This is a genomic window from Opitutus sp. (assembly GCA_024998815.1).
Taxonomy (GTDB): Bacteria; Verrucomicrobiota; Verrucomicrobiia; order Opitutales; family Opitutaceae; genus Rariglobus.
This window is the reverse complement of record JACEUQ010000002.1, coordinates 882972-900594: the sequence shown is the minus strand read 5'-3', so window position 1 is coordinate 900594 and position 17623 is coordinate 882972. Positions and strand designations below refer to the sequence as shown.

The following is a 17623-nucleotide window of genomic DNA, read 5'->3' as shown; positions in this document are numbered from 1 at the left end:
AAATAGACGGTGTTCGCGCCGCCGCTCACAGCGGTCAGCAGGCGTGGATCAGCTGGCATGCTTTTGGGCGCGGGCGCTGGTGCTGGAGAGCTTGTCTCGAAGTGAAATCAATGCGTTGAGGTCACCGTCTTCCCATTTTCTGGCGTAGACTGCGGCTGCAGGCTCAATCGCAAGCAGTCGTTTGATCTGTTCGATCAGAAATTCCCGGGTATCCTCGATACTGACTTTAGAGGTTGCAGCACGAGTAACCGTAGCGAGGCGCTCACGTCGCGCAGTTTCCAATTTCAATCGACCTCCAGCAGCATCCAGCAGCTTTTTGGTTTTCTGCCATGCGGCCTCGGGATCAATGCCTGATTCACGCAATTCCTGTTTTAGTTCCTGCTCGGTCTTGGGTAAATCGATGTCTTCTTCTCCGGTAATGAGCTTAATGGCTGAATCCGAGAATCTGATACGCTTTTTACCTGGTGTTGTGTTATCAACGCTCATTTCAATTTTTTTCGGATTGGATGAATCGACGCCCTGCAGACAGCATTCTCTTTTTAGCAATGTAGATGTCATTTACGGTTACGTCCAGCCGGTCTGCAACGGCCTCGGCCGGTTTGTAAATATCTTCGTCTCGAGCTAGAATGATCATTGCATGGACAAGAGGGTCATCGGCAACGAAGTCCAAGAAACGATCAATTCGCTCGGCCATAGCCGACCGAGATTCGTGTTCGATCTTCTCAGTTTTATCCCTGAACAGGGCGTCGGAATCAAAAACCGAATTGGCAAAACTTTCTTCAGATTCGTCCTTAGCCAAGTCTGTTTCGCGTCGCAGAGTGCGATTTTCTCTCGATTCAAACAGGGCGCTGAGCTTGCTGCGAATTTGCATGCGCAGAGCTTTCCCGATTTCGACATCTTCCGGTAACCTGCGTCTTGTCGGGGACTTAATGTCCTCTTCCAGGAGCTGTGCCACCAGCTCTTGAACAACATCCGAAGGCAGATTTGCCATCGGCATGGACAGGCTTCGAGAGGCGAACCAGTTGTATCTTGATGCCAAATTCGTGGTGTGGCGCAGCAGGTGAAAGTAGTTTTTCGTGTCCGCGAAATGTTCGTGAATCCGAGTGATTTGGTGGAATACCTCGTCGTCCATAAAGGGAAATCAGGGATTGACCCTCGCCTGAAAAGTGAGGGCGGCGATGTTTTCGTAATCAGTTCCATGTACTCCTGATACCGTTTGGGTGGGTGAATTATCCATTGATTCTGTTTTTTTGAAGATTTTTTCCGATAAGGGTTTTGTGGGGATTTCTGCTGTCGTTATGGCTTCTTCCCCGAGCCAAAAGGAGGTTTCTAAAAATATGCCGTAGTTATGAGTTAGGGCATTTTCAGGCGAAAATTTAAGGCTAAATTTACAATTTTGAACCTTCGAGGGATTTTCCTGTAAATTCAGCCCTATGCCAAGCTGTAAAATGGTAGTGATGGGAGTAGGCTTTTTATTTTATATTTTATTCATGAATATTGGTTTATGGTGTTAATGGGTGTCGCTTCTGTCGTTATGGCTTGGGGTTGGTCGTTATGACTTCTGCCGTCTTACACGTCTTACAGGTATCATTACCGGTTTTGTATTAAATTTAGTGAAGTTATCTTGACCGGCGTGGGGGTTAGTGGGTTGAAATGGGGTGTAATGGGGGGCTTTCCCTTTCATGGCTTCATGGCTCAATCCGGCAACTCTTACACTGGCCTTTTTAGGCACACCCTCGACGACAAGAATCGGGTCACGATTCCGTCGGGGTGGCGTGCTGCCCATGCAGAGGGAGAGCAGTTTTTGGCGACCCCGCACCCTGATGGGTACATTGCGGTATTGCCGCCGGAAGAAATTGCCAAGTTGCGCACCAAAATTGAGGCGATCGCTTTGTCCGACGGTTCCGGCCAGGATTTTGCCGCCCGGTTTTTTGCGCAAACGCAGACCCTCGGCTTCGATAAGCAGGGGCGCATCATGCTCAATGCTGAGTTGTTGACGCATGCCGGTATCGCCAAGGACGCCGTTCTGGTGGGATCGCTCACCAAATTCAGCCTCTACAGCCCCGACCGCTGGACCCGTGTGGAGCAGCGGACCGCCGGCGAGAATTTCGGCGATCTCATGCGCCGACTCGGTATATAATTTTATGACAACGCGCCGTCTCCCTCTTCCGATCCGCTCGCTGGAAATTCCGGCCCGACTCGGACGCCGCCAGCGTTTGGTCGCTTCCGTGGGCTCCTCCACGGCAGCTTGCGTCCGATTTGTTAAGAGCAACCTTGCCGCCGCCCACGCAGCACGACCGGTCTGGTTGGGCGGCCCGCTCTTCTTGCACCCCACGTTACGCGCGGTGGTCGCTGACGCGCGCTAGGCAGTGTGAATCAATTTTCGATACCATGCTGTCCGGCCACAATCCTGTCTTGTTAAGCGAGACCCTCGAGGCTTTAGCGCCTCGGGCCGGCGGCCGCTATCTGGACGCGACCTTCGGTGGTGGTGGCCACACCCGGGCGATTTTGGAGTCCGCTTTGGAGGTCAATGTGGTCGCGCTTGATCGTGACCCCGCCGCCCAACCTCGCGCCGAGGTGCTGCGTCTTGAGTTTGAGGGCCGTTTCTCGCTCATCGACCGTGATTTTGGGCATCTCGCTGAATTACCACTTGGGAAGTTCGACGGTATCCTCTTCGACTTCGGGGTTTCTTCCTTTCAACTCGATGAAGTCGAGCGGGGCTTTTCGTTCCGTAATGATGCGCCCGCCGACATGCGCATGGATCCGCGTTCGGGCGTGCCTGCCTCGGTTTGGTTGGAGACTGTGCCCGAGGAGGTACTCGTTCAAGCCATCCGCGGTTATGGTGAGGAAAAGAACTGGCGCCACGTGGTGCGGGCATTGGTCGCCGCACGTGGCACGGGGCAGTTGGCGCGCACCGCTCAATTGGCGACACTCATAGCGGAAGCCATTCCGCCGCGCGATCGGTTCACCTCTAAAATTCATCCCGCTACGCGGTCCTTTCAGGGCATTCGTATCGCTGTCAACGACGAGCTCGGCGCCATTGAGCGCGCGCTGCCGGCCGCCTTTGAGCGCCTGGCCCCGGGCGGCGTCCTGTGTGCGATTAGCTTTCACTCGCTGGAGGATCGGATCGCCAAAAACTTTTTCCGCCACCTCGCCGGCCTGCCCGAAGGCGAGGACGACCACCGTCCGCAGGACTTGCGGGTTAAACACGCCGACCTGCTTTTCCGTCGCCCGGTCACTCCTTCCGCAGAAGAGATCGTCGCCAATCCCCGCAGCCGCTCCTCCAAGCTGCGCGCCCTTCGTAAACTCTAGTCCAAACACCTTTTCAGAATGAAGAAGAATTCCTCCCAGGCTTTCGTGAACCAGCTTCTTGTTTATACGCTGGTTATGATCTGCTTCAGCGGCTCTATCGGCCTCGGCACGGTATGGCTGCGTCACCAGATTTCGCTTACAGCCAATAATACCAAGCAGCTCGAACAGCGTATCATCGAGTCCGAGCGGCATCTCGCCGAGCTCAATACCCAGATCACCGCCGAGCAGTCGATCGACGTGCTCGCACGGCGCAACAGCGAGTGGAAACTGGGTTTGGTACTGCCCAAGGAGCCCCAGGTGGTTCGGGTGAGTGAATCCCCTGAGCGTCTTCTAGCCTCGCGTAACAACGCCGAGGTTTTTTCGCCGGAAGCGGTCGTTAGCGGTACCGTGGCCCCGGTGCGTTTCAGGGTGGTGAACAACTATCGTTGATCGCTGGAAAATTAACCCCATGTCGAAAGGCTTCGCCTCCAATTATCGCATCGTTTTACTCGGAGTCGGCGTAGTTGCCTGCTTTGGGTGCATCGCCGTGCGCTTGTTGGATCTGCATGTTTTCGAGCGTGAGCGGTTGATGGGTTACGTTGACCGTGCGCGTCGCCAAATCACTGTGGAGCCCGCTAAACGTGGCGATATTCTCGATGACAAGGGCGATCGTTTGGCGACGTCTCGTTCGCTGATCGTTCTAGGCGTTGACCCGCAGGCTTTGCTTAAAGCGGACGAGTCCAAGTGGCCTGAATTGGCCAAGCTGCTCAACTTGCCTCAGTCCGAAGTGCGTCGAATTCTTACGACCAAATCACGCACTGCTCCATTGGCAAAACCCGTTGCAGTCCAAATGTCTGTCGCGGCCGCTTCGGCGACGCCCGAGGATAGTACCGCAGACGAGACGTTACCCTCCGGTGAAAAATTGATCCGTTGGGCCAAACTCAGCGACACCGTTGAGGAGTCGACCTATGACCAGATCAGACGCCTCAATATCAAGGGCGTCTACGGCAACCGCACCTACACGCGTGCCTACCCGCATAATCAACTGGCCGCCCACCTGATTGGTTTCGTCAACAAAGCCGGTGAGCCCGCCGCTGGACTCGAGGCGTTTGCGGATTTTTATCTGCGCGGCCAGGATGGTTGGCGCGAATCTGAAAAAGACGGCCTTCGCCGTGAACTTGCCCAGTTTCGCAATCGTGAGGTGAGTCCGACCGCCGGATACACGGTGCGGCTCTCCATCGATGCCGCCATCCAACACATCGTTGAGCAGGAGATCGATGAAATCGTCAAAAAGTTCAACCCCGCCAAGGTCACTGTGATTGTCAGTGAGCCGCACAGCGGCTTCGTGCTGGCACTGGGAAATTACCCCACGTTCAACCTCAACGAATATAACGAACTCTCGAAAGAGGCGATGGGCACGATGCGCAACCTCGCCATCACGGATGTCCTCGATCCGGGCTCGACCTTCAAAATCGTAGCGGCCTCCGGTGCCATTAATGATAAATTAGTCACGCCTGCCTCGCGGTTTGATTGTTCGATCGACTCTATTGAATACAAAGGAAAGCCGCGCCGTTTCATGAAGGATGATCACCGCTTCGATCACCCGTTGACCGTCGCCGAGATCATCAGCCATTCGAGTAATGTGGGTGCGGCGCAGCTCGGCATGAAGCTCGGGGAAGAGACGCTCTACCGTTATGCCCGTGCCTTTGGTTTCGGTGAGAAAAGTGGGTTTCCCTTTGGTGGCGAAGTTTCGGGATTCCTTAATCCAGCGGCCAAATGGAGCGGCGTGGATATCACCCGCATTTCCGCAGGCTACAGCATATCGGCCACTCCAATGCAGATTCATTACGCCATGGCGACGATCGCCAGTGGCGGCGCGTTGATGCGCCCGCAGGTGATTCGCCAAGTGGCCGATAATAACGGTGAGGCTGTGTATAATTTTACGGGTTCGGTTCGCCGGCAGGTTCTTTCAACGAAGACGGCTGAGCAGATGGCCCGCATGCTTGAAGGCGTGGCATCCAAGGAGGGAACTGCGCCGATGGCCGCCATTCCAAGCTTCGAGGTCGCAGGCAAAACCGGGACCGCACAAAAGCTCATTAACGGTCACTATTCCGACCGTAATCACGTGGGTTCGTTTGTTGGCTTTTTCCCGGCTAGCCGCCCTCGTGTGGTCATTAGTGTCATCGTCGACGATGCTAGGGTTCCCAGTGGTCGTATCGCCTATGGTTCCACCGTGGCAGCCCCTAGTTTTAAGCATATCGCCGAGCAACTTATCCAGTATCTGGATATCAAGCCCGTGATTGTTCCAGGTCGGAACTTGCTGGTCATGGAGGGCGGCCATCGATGATCGGCTATCTCACACAGAATCACGCCTTGATTCATGCGTTTAGACAACCGCGTCAAGCGGCGACCCCGCGTCACTCCACTGATTCAACCACCAACCGCGTCTTCAAAATGGCCCCCCAACTCTCCGATTGTTTCAGTGAGAAAGAGGCGATCGCCGTCAAGGGATCGCTCGATCGCCCCATTTCGGGTTTGGTCATGGACAGTCGGCGTGTCGTTCCCGGCACACTCTTTTTTGCTTTACCAGGTCTGCGTGCGGATGGCGCTTCCTACATCGATGAAGCCGTCAACCGGGGCGCGGTTGCGGTGGTGACCCAAAAGATCCCGACCCCAACGCCGGCAAAAGTGACGTTTATCCAAGTCGCCGATGCTCGGGCCACGCTCGCACGCGTAGCCCAGCGGTTCTATAAATTCCCCGATCGTGATCTTCAGGTTGTTGGTGTCACAGGTACAAATGGTAAGACCACCGTGACGCATCTGGTTAAACATCTCCTCAATGACGGGCCGCGCGTGGGTTTGATCGGCACGATTAACTACGACCTTGGTGCTCGCACCGTGCCGTCTTACAAGACTACACCTGAGTCGCTGGACATCTTTGGCATGCTCGCGCAAATGCGCGATGCGGGTTGCAAGCAAGCCGTGATGGAAGTCAGTTCGCACGGTATCGACCAACAGCGCGTGCTGGGACTTAATTTTGGTGCCGCCATTTTCACCAATCTCACACGCGACCATCTCGATTATCACAAGACGATGGAGGCTTATTTTGAGGTGAAGACGCGTCTCTTCACCGGGCACACCGGAGCAGAACCCAAGGTTGCCATTGTCAACACCGACGATCCTTACGGCGTGCGCTTGGTCGATTATATCCACACCAGTGTGCCGGGGGCAAAGGTGGTTACCTACGGTGAAAACGCCACGGCGCAGGTGCGGGCGGAGCAGGTGTCACTTAACTTCAAAAACACCACCTTCAAGCTGGTCTGGCCCACAGGGGAAGCGCTGGTCGATTCACCTCTGATTGGTCGCTACAATGTGAGCAATCTGTTGGCCGCCTTCGCCACTGCCTGGGGCTTGGGACGCGATCCCAGTATGTTAATTGCACGCCTGCGCAATTTTTCCGGTGTGCCGGGTCGCATGGAGCGCATCGAGGAAGGTCAGTCTTTCAATGTTCTGGTGGACTACGCCCACACCGATGACGCTTTGAGCAACGCGCTCGGGATGCTGCGCACGATCACGCCCGGCCGTCTGTTGGTCGTGTTTGGTTGCGGCGGAAACCGCGACCGCGCTAAGCGCCCAATGATGGTCAAAGCAGTCCAAGACTACGCGGACTTTGCCCTCGCCACCGCCGACAACCCGCGTGGCGAGCCGCTCACGCAAATTTTCAATGACATGCAGGCCGGCGTAACGGCACCGCTCAAGATGACCTGGATCGAGGACCGACGCCGCGCCATCAGCCTTGCTCTCGACATGGCCAAGCCCGGGGACTGCCTGCTGATCGCCGGCAAAGGCCATGAAACGTATCAGGAGTTTGCTGACACCGTGAGCCCTTTCGACGATCGCCAGGTCGTACGTGAGCTCATCGAGATTAAAAAAATTAAACGCTCAGTTTGATTCACCGTGCCTGATTTTTCTCCAGATAAAATTGCTGCCTGGGCATCCGGCAAATGGACGAGCCTTCCGGGGGCACCACTCACCAGCTTCACCACGGATACGCGCCAGTTGCGCAACGGGCAGGTGTTTGTCGCACTGCGCACAGAGAAAAGGGATGGCCATGATTATTTGCTGGCGGCTCAGAATGCGGGTGCCAGTGCCGCGATTGTCACTCGGGCTAATCCTGATTTGGGATTGGCTCAGCTTGTCGTCGCCGATCCTTTGGTTGCGTTTCAGTGCATTGCCCGTGCGCATCGGCGGGCATTTCGCGGGCCGGTGATTGGTATTTCCGGAAGCGCCGGAAAGACCTCCACCAAGAACCTTCTTGCGCTTTTATTGGGTGGCGAACGCGGCGGTGTGCTTTCGACTGAAGGTAATCTTAATAACCACCTCGGTGTCCCCCTCACGCTTACCCGGCTGGATCCATTACGGCACAAATTTGCGGTAATTGAGGCGGGGATCAGCGGACCGGGCGAAATGGAAGTTCTGGCCGGAATGATTGAGCCGGATTTCGCCATTATCACCTTTGTGGGGCCTGCTCATTTGCAGGAGTTAGGCGGGCTTGAAGGGGTTGCCGCAGCCAAGGCGGCGTTACCTGCTGCGGTCCGCACCGGAGGCGCGGCGCTGTTTCCTCAATCCTGCTGCCAATTCGCCGCGTTTCGTGACCTTCGCGTAAATGCTTGGCGGCTGGGACGTGCGGATTTACCCATCCCGGCAGACCAGCCGCTGGCGAATACATTTTTCACGTTAATCCAATGTGCGGATGAGACGCTCATTGCCATGCGTGATTCAGTCTCGGGCAAAGCGTTGAATTTTGTCCTTCGCCGGGTGTCGGATGGCATGGCGCAAAACGCAGCACTCGCGATTCGAGCTGCGTTGTTGCTTGGGGTGAAGGCCGAAACAATTCGCGAGCGTCTGGTGAGTTGGCAGCCTGCCGCGTTGCGCGGTGAACTTCGGCGCGAGGAAGGCCGCATGCTTTATATCGACTGCTACAATGCCAACCCCGCTGCCATGGGGGATGCGTTGGATGCGTTTTATGCGGTCGCCCCAGAAAGCGACCCTCGATTATTGGTGATTGGTTGCATGGAGGAGCTTGGGGTTGAATCCCCGATGTACCATCGCGCACTGGGCCGTTCGATTCGCTTGCGCCGTCAAGATCAGCTCATGGTGATCGGCGATGCCGCCGAATCCGTTCGGGAGGGGGCGCTCGGCCATTTGGCAGTGGCTTCACAGGTCGAGGTTGTCGCAACCCTCGATCCGGTCCGTGAACGACTCGCAGCATTTCGGGGTGCGGTTTTCATCAAGGGAAGCCGCCGTTATAAACTGGAAACCATTTTAAGCGGTACGGCTGCAACCGACGCGCACTAATCCAACGATGTTCAGCTATCTGGCCGACTACGAAAATGTATGGGGACCGCTGCGTGTGCTGCGGTTCATCACGCTGCGCACCCTAATGGCGGCGGGCACGGCCACGTTGATCGGCTTTGTGATTGGGCCCTGGCTCATCCGTAAGCTGGGCGCACTCAAGTTTGGGCAACATTACGACGATGATCGCACCGGTGATCTTGCGCAGAAATTCGACAAGAAAAACACCCCGACTATGGGTGGGTTGCTCATTTTTTTTTCCGTCTTCTTCAGCACGGTTCTCTGGGCCCAACCGAATATCTGGGTCCTGGTATCGCTCTTTGTTTACACCGCGCTGACTGGGGTTGGATTTCGCGATGACTACCTCAAGGTGGTCAAAAAAAACCGGGACGGCATCTCCTCGCGCGAGAAAATGGGCTGGCAGACGCTCATCACCATCATCGCCTTGGCGGCCTTGGTGCTGCATCCGACCAGCTCGGATAAAATCCGCGAGTTATGGGTCCCGTTTATTAAGTATCCGATTCTCACTGCTATGCCGGTGGCAGTGCTATTTGTATTAGTCTTTTTTTGGGTGGTTGGGTTCAGCAACGCGATCAACCTCACCGACGGGCTCGATGGTCTGGCGATTGGTTGCACCATCACCGTCGCGTTGGTTTACGGCATCATGGCGTATGCGGCCGGCAACGTGAAGATTGCCGAATACCTGCTCATTAGCCACGTGCCGGGGACCGGCGAACTCGCGGTGATCTGCGGCGCGCTGGTCGGCGCGGGTATGGCGTTTTTATGGTACAACTCCTATCCGGCTGAGTTGTTCATGGGCGACACGGGCTCCCTGGCGCTGGGTGGGCTCATCGGGATGATCGCCTTCATGGTGCAACAACCCCTTACGCTCGTCATCGTGGGAGGTGTTTTTGTGGTCGAGGCGATCTCGGTCATGATTCAGGTCGGTTTCTTTAAGTATACACGCCGCCGCTACGGTGAGGGCCGCCGGTTCTTTCGCATGGCACCCATTCATCACCACTTTCAAAAAGCCGGTTGGCCGGAGACAAAAGTCGTGCTGCGTTTTTGGGTTATCTCACTCATGTGCGCCCTTGCCGGTCTAGGAACGTTGAAAATCCGTTGATGAACCTCGTCGTACCTGAATTCATCCAGCCCTTATTGGCTCATCCGGTCGCTGTTTTTGGCGGCGGTGTGAGTGGACGGGCCGTGTGCAACCTGATCGAAAAAATCGGCGGCACTGCCGTGATATTTGACCAAGGCGGCAAGGCTGGCGCGCTGAGTGAGTTCCGGGGCGCAGCTGCAACCGCGCACCAACTGGTGATTTATTCACCTGGATTTCAGCCGACTCATCCCTGGATAGCTGAGGCGCTCGCGGCGGGCTCAGTGTGTTTGGCCGAGCTCGACTTTGCCTCGCTGTTTTGGCGTGGTTCACTGGTTTCCATTACAGGGACAAATGGGAAAACCACGTTGACCGAATTCCTCACGCATGCCCTGCGTTCGGTCGGTCGCGACGCGTATTCAACCGGCAATATCGGCTTTTCATTTTCACAGTTGGTGGTTGATCGCGACGGCGGGGCGCCTGATTCGATCGCGGTGTGCGAGGTCAGTTCATTCCAAGCGGAAACACTTAGGCATTTCCGGGCCGATGCGGCACTTTGGACCAATTTTGCCGAGGATCACTTGGAGCGGCACGGCACCATGGAATCCTATTTCCATGCCAAGTGGCGCTTGTTTGAGCGCAGCGTGGGCGGGTATGTTTTTGCAGGAAGCAGCGTGCAGAGTTACGCGGTGAAATTGCGCCAGACTTTGCCCGCCGAGGCGCAGGTGGAAACCGAAGGCCAGCCCGGCGACGTGTTGTTGCGCGGCACGGTTTTCGCCCACTATCCGCAGCAGGAAAACTTCATTCTCGCGGCTGCCTGGTGGCGTAGTCAGGGACTGCTGGAGACTGATTTGTATGCCGCCGCGCAGAGCTTTCAGCTGGGCGCGCACCGGCTTGCGCGGGTAGCAGTTAAGGACGGAGTGACGTGGTGGAATGATTCCAAGGCCACCAATTTCCACGCCGTCGAGGCGGCGGTTGCTGGATTTGGTACGCCGGTGATTTTGATAGCAGGCGGGAAGTCAAAAGGCGGCGACGTGGCTGCCTTTGTCCGCAGGTTGGTGCCGCAGGTGAAACATTCGTTTTTGATCGGGGAGACCCGTAATGTGATGGCGACGTTTGCCGGAGTCGCCGGTATGCCGCACACCGTCTGCGTTGATCTCGCCGAAGCGGCCCGCCGAGCGGCCGAGATGGCCGTAGCAGGTGACAATATTTTACTCAGTCCCGGGTTTGCTAGTTTTGATCAGTTTAAAAACTATGAGGATCGGGGACTGCAGTTCATCGCGCTGGTGAATAACTGCTCAGGCGCTTTCGTTAGCTAAGACGGATCCTCACCATTCAATTTCCGAATCCATCCATCATCCTATGAAACTTGTTAAAATCTTCGGCGTAGTCATGGGCGTCCATGCTGCCGTTTTTGTGTGTATCTTCGCTGTTCCGGGCTGCCGTTCTACCGGTAAAAAAACCGTTGCCGGCGCGCCTGTTGCCGGTGCCGCTACCGATTCTCCAGTTGCTGCAACCGAGATGAATTCACCTGTAGGCGCCACCACGGAAGCCCCTGCTGCCGACGTCGCCGCAGTGCGCTTTAGCCCTACTCGCCCTGGTTCTCCCGTTGCTGTTGAGGCGACCGCGCCTGCCGCAACGGCTCCGGCCACCTACTCGGTCGCCAAGGGGGATAACCTTTGGACCATCGCCAAGAAAAATGGCGTCACCGTCAAGCAACTCACCGCAGCCAACAACCTCCGCGCCGATTCGCGCCTGAGTTTGGGGCAGAAATTGGTGATCCCAGGTAAGGCCTCATCGCCAGCCGCCGCCCCCGCGGGTGTTGAGGTGAAACCCGTGGTTCCTGCCGCCGCAGCCCCCGCTGCCGTTCCGACTGCAGCGACCGTTCATGTCGTTAAGTCAGGAGAGTCGCTCGGCACCATCGCTAAAAAATACCAGGTAAAGGTCGGTGATATCGCCACCGCCAACAACATTGCCGACCCCACCAAGCTGCGTGTGGGCCAGTCGTTGAAGATCCCCGGCAGCCACAGCGCCGCTACCAAGTCCGCGACTTCTACGGTCAAGCCCGCTACGACCACGGCCAAACCCGCACCCAAGGCTGCCGCCCCCGCACCTGCACCCGCGCAAGCGCCCGCCCCCGCGACGGCACCCGCCGTCGCCCCGGTCTTCACTTCACCCGTGCTGGACACTGCGCCCGCCGCAGCACCGGCAGCAGGCGAGTCGCCTTTTATTGCACCGGCTTCGTCGACCACCGATGCCCCGGTCATTCGGGTAGAGGAGTCGGGTGCCGCCAAGGCCCAGTAAGTGTTGTTCCGTCTTTAAGCTAACGGAGTAATCCACGAATTCCTGGAAGCCACCTCGATGGTTAATGATGTCCCTGCCCCAGATCTCCATCGAGGGCGCTTCACGTTAAACGCAGCGTCGATCATCGTCGTGTGCGCCATCGGGTTGGCCATGCTCGGATTGTCGATTCTGTTCAGCGCGACGGTCTCCTTCAAGGGCGGTCCGTATTCATATCTTAATAAGCAGATTGTCGGTGTTGGACTCGCGGCGTTTGTCGCTTTCGTGGTCAGTCGCGTCGACTTGGAATACGCACGCCGGCACGTGTGGATTGTGGGCGGTGTAGCCGCTTTCTTGCTCCTCCTGGTGGCCATTCCAGGGATCGGGATTTCGGTAAAAGGCAGCCGTCGCTGGCTCGGGTTTGGGCCTATTCGCTTTCAGGTCTCCGAGCTGGGTAAAGTCGCGATGATGTTCTGCCTCGCGCATTATCTGGCTATTAACCAGATGCGTATCGCGGAGTTTAAACGGGGTTTTATTATGCCCTTGGCCCTCATCATGGCCTTCGTCGGACTTATCCTTCTTGAACCTGATTTTGGTACTTCTGCACTGGTTTTGGTGGTGGGATTAATCCTGCTGTTTCTCGCGGGTGCACGCTGGCGCTACATTTTGCCTTCGCTGGGACTGGCGGTGGCTGGTTTCACTGTGCTGGTGCTGCATAACGAAAACCGACTTCGTAGGTTTCTCGCCTTCCTGGATGTGGAGGGCAACAAGCAGGCCGGCACTTATCAACTTTGGCAGTCGCTGCTGGCCTTTGCCGTCGGTGGCACCGATGGCGTGGGGTTGGGGCAGGGGCGTCAGCAGCTCAACTTCCTACCTGAAGCGCACACGGATTTCATTTTTGCGGTGATCGGTGAAGAGCTGGGTTTGGGCTTCACTCTCGGAGTGGTGAGCGTGTTCACCATCATGTTTATCGCCGGATTTTTGCATCTGCGGCGTGCGCCCAATCTCTTTCAATACCTGCTGGTGGCGGGCACGATTTTGATGATTTGCCTGCAGGCGATTATCAATCTCGGCGTCGTGACTGGTCGCTTACCGACCAAGGGCATGTCGCTTCCGTTTATCAGCGCGGGCTTATCCAATCTTCTGCTCATGGGTGGGCTGATCGGCATTATTATTAATACCCAGCGCACCTGGTCGCGTACCGGGTTACAACGTGAAGGCCGCTCGCTTCAGGAAATCGCATGAGTAACTACATTATTTCTTGTGGTGGCACTGGCGGACATCTCTCCCCAGGTATCGCATTGGCTGAGGGCCTCGCTGAACGCGGGCATAGCGCCACGCTTCTGATTAGTCAGAAGCGGGTGGACGCCCGCCTGATCGAAAAATATCCGCACCTGCGCTTTGTACCGATTCCCGGGACGCCGTTCACCTGCGCCCCGGTGGGTTTGGTGCGTTTCCTCGTCTCGCAGACCAAGGGCTTTTTTGTGAGCATGAGGCTCGTGAAAACCCTGCGGCCCGCCTGCATTTTTGGCTTTGGAGGGTTTACCACCGCCGCGATCATTCTGGCGGGTAAATTACGCGGCGTACCGGTGGCGTTGCACGAGGCCAATCGCGTGCCCGGTCGGGCAATCCGCACACTCAGTCGCTTCGCCAATCGGGTTTATCTGCCTCCCGGCATCGATTTGCCCGGAATAGCCAAAGAGGTGATTCGGCATGCGGGTCTGCCTGTGCGCCGCGAGATCGCTCGTATGCCGCGTGACGAGGCTTGCCGGAAACTGGGACTCGATCCCGCTCGTAAAGTTTTGGCGATTTTTGGCGGCAGCCAGGGTGCAACCGTGCTCAACGATTGGGCCCGTCGTGAACTCCCCCAATTGGCCAATGCGGGCATACAACTTTATTGCGTGACTGGCCTAGGCAAAGGCGTGGCGGAAGTTATGAATTTAACAGCGGCCGACCGCTCGCCTGTCGCCGCTGTTTTTATCCCTTTTTGTGATCAGGTGGCGGTGTTGCTCTCCGCAGCCGATCTGGTGATAGGGCGTGCCGGTGCCGGTTCGATTGCCGAGCTCATTCGCTGTGAAACCGCGGCGATCCTGCTTCCGTATCCACATGCTGCGGACGATCACCAGCGGGCCAATGCCGCTTGGTTTGAGCAGCAGGGCGCCGGCCTGGTTATCGACCAAAATAAAACCGTCGAGTTGAGCCGCGAGGTCTTTGAGTTGCTTGGGGATGATGCCAGGCGCCAAAGCATTCGGGCGCATCTGCACCGCTTGGATCACTCGGCTACGCTTAAATGCATACTCGACGATTTGCAGTCTCTGACTTCTCCGCGCAGCGCATGAGTAATGTCCTTCCCAAACTATTTGGACGCGAGGTCACTGCGGTGCATTGCGCCGGAGTGGGTGGCATGGGCGTGGGCCCGCTTGCCATTTATCTGGTTCAACGCGGCTTTAGCGTAAGTGGTGAAGATGATTCGATGAGCGATGCCATGCGCAGCCAGTTGGTGCGTGTCGGCGTCGTCATCACTGCGCCGGGGGTAATTCCAGCGGGATGCCAATTGGTCGCCTTTTCCTCTGCTATTTCGCCGCAGCATCCTGCGCGCGTGACGGCTCTGGCGCGTGGTTTACCGATGGTGCGACGTGGCGAATTACTCGCCGAGGCTACCCGCGACCGCAAGTTGGTTGCCGTGTGCGGTTCGCATGGAAAAACCACGACTACTGCGATGCTGGTTTCAGCCCTGCTTTCGGCGGGTTTCCCTGCCGGTTACGTGTTGGGCGGACTTTTTAATTCAGAGGCGCTGCCGCCAGCTTCCGCAGGTGGAAATGAATGGGTGGTCGCCGAAATCGATGAAAGCGACGGTACGATAGGCCAGTTTTCGCCGACGATTACCTTAGCGGTGAATCTCGATTGGGATCACCCTGACCATTACCGCACAGCGGAGGAATTGGAGGCGACGTTCCGCGCATTGTTTGGGCGCACGCAGCAGGCGGTATTGGTTAACAGTGGTTGCGAGGTTTCAACGCGCATCGCTGCCGCGCTTTCCCGTCCGGCGCTGACCTTTGGTTCGGCTGGGGATTATCGCGGTTCAATCACCACCGAGCTCGGCGCAACTACGCATCTCGCCCTCGGGGGTTTGTTTGGTTTTTCCACGGCCGAAGTGCGCGCGGTGGGTGGCTTTAACGCCATCAACGCCATGGCCGCGCTCGCTGCGGCTCAGTTGATGGGCGTGGGGCAACTGGCCAGCCATTCGCTCGCCGGATATCCCGGGGTTCGGCGCCGCCAGGCGGTGTTATATACTGCGGGGGATTTAACCGTGATCGAAGATTACGCGCATCACCCCGCGGAGATTCGTGAGTTGCTCGGTAGCCTTCGAGTTCGCGCGCGTGGCCGGTTGATTGCCGTGTTCCAGCCGCACCGCTACAGCCGTACCGCCCAGTTCAAAGTCGAGTTCGCCGCGTCCTTGGCGCAGGCCGATGCTGTTTATCTGATCGATGTTTATGGCGCTGGCGAAGCGTCCATTGCCGGTGGAACAACTGCGGATGTGCAGGCCGAGTTATGCCGACAGGCTGCGACGCTCCCCGTGGTTTATCATGCGGATTTGGCCGCTGCTTCACTGGCCGAGTTAACGCGTGATTTACGCTCCGATGACTTGGTCGTTTTTGTGGGTGCCGGTGATATCGATGCGCTGGCGCGCGAATGGATCACCGCGTTAACCATCCAGAAATGGGATACGGCGGCCGCGTTGTTGCGTGGTGTGGTTTCGGCTGCGACTGCGGTTAAGCGGGAAGAGTCGCTGGCGGCCAAAACCACCATGCGTTTGGGCGGGGCCGCGCGTCTCTATGCTGAGCCGTCATCCATCGAAGATTTACAGGCGCTCGTTCGTGCGGCGAAAACCGCCAAGCTTCCGGTGATCGTTTTGGGGCGCGGTTCGAATCTGATCGTGCCCGACGAAGGCGTGGACGGTCTTGTCATCAGTTTGCGCCAGCCAGCGTGGGAGAATTTTGCGCCGCAGGCCGATGGCCGAGTCTGGGCGGGGGCAGGGTTGAGGTTGAAAAACCTGTGCGGTCTCGCCGCCAAGGCCGGTTTGGTCGGCTTCGAGTTTTTGGAGGGAATTCCCGGTAATCTCGGTGGGGCGCTGCGCATGAACGCCGGGGCGATGGGTGGTTGGATGTTCGACGTGGTCGAGGAAGTGAAACTCATGACGTTGGACGGCGAGCTCCGCACGTTGAAAAAAAGCGAGATGCACGTGGACTACCGGCATTGCGCGGAGTTGCACGAAGCGGTTGCCCTTGGCGCGTTACTCAAACCGGCTTCGCAGTCCGAGGCCGCCTCGATCGCCCAGCAGATCGATGCTTATAAGGAAAAGCGCCAGAAGTCGCAGCCGCGTGAGCCGAGCGCGGGTTGTATTTTCAAAAATCCGCCCAACGACTCTGCGGGGCGTTTGATCGATGTGAGCGGACTCAAGGGTGAGCGGGTGGGGGACGCAGAAGTGTCGACGGTGCATGCCAATTTTATTGTTAATCGCGGCAACGCCACGTCTGCGGATGTGATTGCTCTGGTCCGTCGTGTTCGCGCCCGAGTTGAACAAAGCCAGGGAGTGAAACTGGAGCCCGAGGTGCTGCTATATGGAAAACTGTGGAAGGACGTTTTATGAAAAATTGTGACCCAATCATCGCCGTTCTTTGTGGCGGTACTTCGTCGGAGCGTGAAGTTTCAATCGGCTCGGGCGCAGCCTCCGCATTGGCGCTTGCCCGCGTGTTTCCCACGCGCCTGTTCACGGTGGATGCCGATGAAATCCCGGCTGGCCTCGACCCCAGTCGGCATGTGATTTTTTCGACGTTACATGGAACGTTTGGTGAGGACGGTGGCATGCAGCGTTTGCTCGATGCCGCTGGAGTGACCTATGCGGGCTGTGATGCGGCCGGCAGTGCGCTCGCCATGGATAAGGCTGCGACTAAAGCCGCATCCGCCGCGTGCGGTATCACGGTGGCGGCCGGGCTGAGCTTCGCCGCCGCGCAAAAGCCCACGGCGGACGAGGTGATCGCCGCCCTTGGCGTTCAAGTGGTTGTTAAGCCCAATGACCAGGGCAGCAGCGTGGGGTTAACCATTGCCACCGATCGGGCGATTTTGGCGCAGGCGCTCGCTGCAATAACTGATGGTAACTGGCTGATTGAACAACGTCTTGTGGGGCGTGAGCTGTCCGTCGGCGTGGTGCAGGGAAAGGCTATGGGCGTGGTGGAAATTAAGCCGAAATCCGGAGTTTATGATTTCGCGAGTAAATACACGAAAGGGGCGACCCAGTACTTTGCGCCTGCACCGCTCAGCGAAGAGCTCGCGTTGGCCGCTCAAAAAGCCGCCGAAATCGCCTATGCCGCCTGCGGTTGCCGGGATTACGCCCGGGTCGATTTCATCCTGTGTGAGCAAAATGTGAATAACCCCCTTTATTTACTGGAAATCAACACGCTCCCGGGCATGAAAGAAACCAGTCTTTTGCCCATGAGCGCACGCTGTGTCGGGCTGGATTTTACCGAGTTGGTCCGCGAGTTGGTGAATCCGGCGGTGCAGCGTTTTCGTTTAAGGGCAGCAGCCGACCCTATTTGA

Annotated in this window: 16 protein-coding genes; 14 read left to right on the top strand and 2 right to left on the bottom strand. The window is 57.1% G+C overall.

Annotation, left to right across the window (positions count from 1 at the left end; all coding sequences use genetic code 11):
* Positions 1-48: 48 nt before the first annotated feature.
* A complete protein-coding gene (locus H2170_11690) occupies positions 49-486 on the bottom strand; it encodes a hypothetical protein (protein ID MCS6300740.1) in 438 nt (145 codons plus the stop codon).
* Between the two features lies 1 nt (position 487).
* The gene (locus H2170_11685; protein ID MCS6300739.1) at positions 488-1132 is read right to left on the bottom strand and encodes a hypothetical protein; all 645 of its coding nucleotides are present in this window, start codon (positions 1130-1132) and stop codon (positions 488-490) included.
* Positions 1133-1690: 558 nt separating this feature from the next.
* Between H2170_11685 and H2170_11680 the strand changes: the two genes are divergently transcribed.
* From H2170_11680 to H2170_11615, 14 genes are read left to right on the top strand one after another with little or no spacing between them, the layout of a single operon-like run.
* Positions 1691-2140, top strand: coding sequence for a mraZ (locus tag H2170_11680; protein MCS6300738.1), 450 nt, complete (start codon positions 1691-1693; stop codon positions 2138-2140).
* Positions 2141-2144: 4 nt separating this feature from the next.
* Entirely contained in the window at positions 2145-2366 is a 222-nt protein-coding gene (locus H2170_11675; protein ID MCS6300737.1) for a hypothetical protein, read from the top strand.
* A 25-nt stretch (positions 2367-2391) separates the two neighbouring features.
* A complete protein-coding gene (gene rsmH, locus H2170_11670) occupies positions 2392-3312 on the top strand; it encodes a 16S rRNA (cytosine(1402)-N(4))-methyltransferase RsmH (GenBank protein ID MCS6300736.1) in 921 nt (306 codons plus the stop codon).
* An 18-nt stretch (positions 3313-3330) separates the two neighbouring features.
* Positions 3331-3741 carry a hypothetical protein gene (locus tag H2170_11665; protein ID MCS6300735.1) on the top strand — a complete coding sequence of 137 codons (411 nt, stop codon included), beginning with the start codon at positions 3331-3333 and terminating at the stop codon, positions 3739-3741.
* Between the two features lie 19 nt (positions 3742-3760).
* Positions 3761-5638 (top strand): penicillin-binding protein 2, encoded by a 1878-nt coding sequence (locus H2170_11660; GenBank protein MCS6300734.1) that lies wholly within the window; start codon positions 3761-3763, stop codon positions 5636-5638.
* Positions 5635-7242: a UDP-N-acetylmuramoyl-L-alanyl-D-glutamate--2,6-diaminopimelate ligase gene (locus H2170_11655; GenBank protein ID MCS6300733.1), complete on the top strand. Its 1608-nt coding sequence runs from the start codon at positions 5635-5637 to the stop codon at positions 7240-7242. Before H2170_11660 ends, H2170_11655 begins: the two co-directional genes overlap by 4 nt.
* A 6-nt stretch (positions 7243-7248) precedes the next feature.
* Positions 7249-8649: a UDP-N-acetylmuramoyl-tripeptide--D-alanyl-D-alanine ligase gene (gene murF / locus H2170_11650; GenBank protein ID MCS6300732.1), complete on the top strand. Its 1401-nt coding sequence runs from the start codon at positions 7249-7251 to the stop codon at positions 8647-8649.
* 7 nt (positions 8650-8656) lie between these two features.
* On the top strand, positions 8657-9769 hold the full coding sequence (mraY, locus tag H2170_11645; protein MCS6300731.1) for a phospho-N-acetylmuramoyl-pentapeptide-transferase: 1113 nt from the start codon (positions 8657-8659) through the stop codon (positions 9767-9769).
* Positions 9769-11064, top strand: coding sequence for a UDP-N-acetylmuramoyl-L-alanine--D-glutamate ligase (gene murD, locus H2170_11640; GenBank protein ID MCS6300730.1), 1296 nt, complete (start codon positions 9769-9771; stop codon positions 11062-11064). The genes mraY and murD overlap by 1 nt, the downstream gene beginning before the upstream one ends.
* 43 nt (positions 11065-11107) lie before the next feature.
* Positions 11108-12049, top strand: a complete 942-nt coding sequence (locus H2170_11635) for a LysM peptidoglycan-binding domain-containing protein (protein ID MCS6300729.1) — start codon at positions 11108-11110, stop codon at positions 12047-12049.
* A gap of 57 nt (positions 12050-12106) precedes the next feature.
* Positions 12107-13270, top strand: coding sequence for a cell division protein FtsW (locus H2170_11630; GenBank protein ID MCS6300728.1), 1164 nt, complete (start codon positions 12107-12109; stop codon positions 13268-13270).
* Positions 13267-14364: a UDP-N-acetylglucosamine--N-acetylmuramyl-(pentapeptide) pyrophosphoryl-undecaprenol N-acetylglucosamine transferase gene (locus tag H2170_11625; protein ID MCS6300727.1), complete on the top strand. Its 1098-nt coding sequence runs from the start codon at positions 13267-13269 to the stop codon at positions 14362-14364. The genes H2170_11630 and H2170_11625 overlap by 4 nt, the downstream gene beginning before the upstream one ends.
* Positions 14361-16676: a UDP-N-acetylmuramate dehydrogenase gene (gene murB, locus H2170_11620; GenBank protein MCS6300726.1), complete on the top strand. Its 2316-nt coding sequence runs from the start codon at positions 14361-14363 to the stop codon at positions 16674-16676. Before H2170_11625 ends, murB begins: the two co-directional genes overlap by 4 nt.
* Positions 16673-17623, top strand: coding sequence for a D-alanine--D-alanine ligase (locus H2170_11615; protein MCS6300725.1), 951 nt, complete (start codon positions 16673-16675; stop codon positions 17621-17623). Before murB ends, H2170_11615 begins: the two co-directional genes overlap by 4 nt.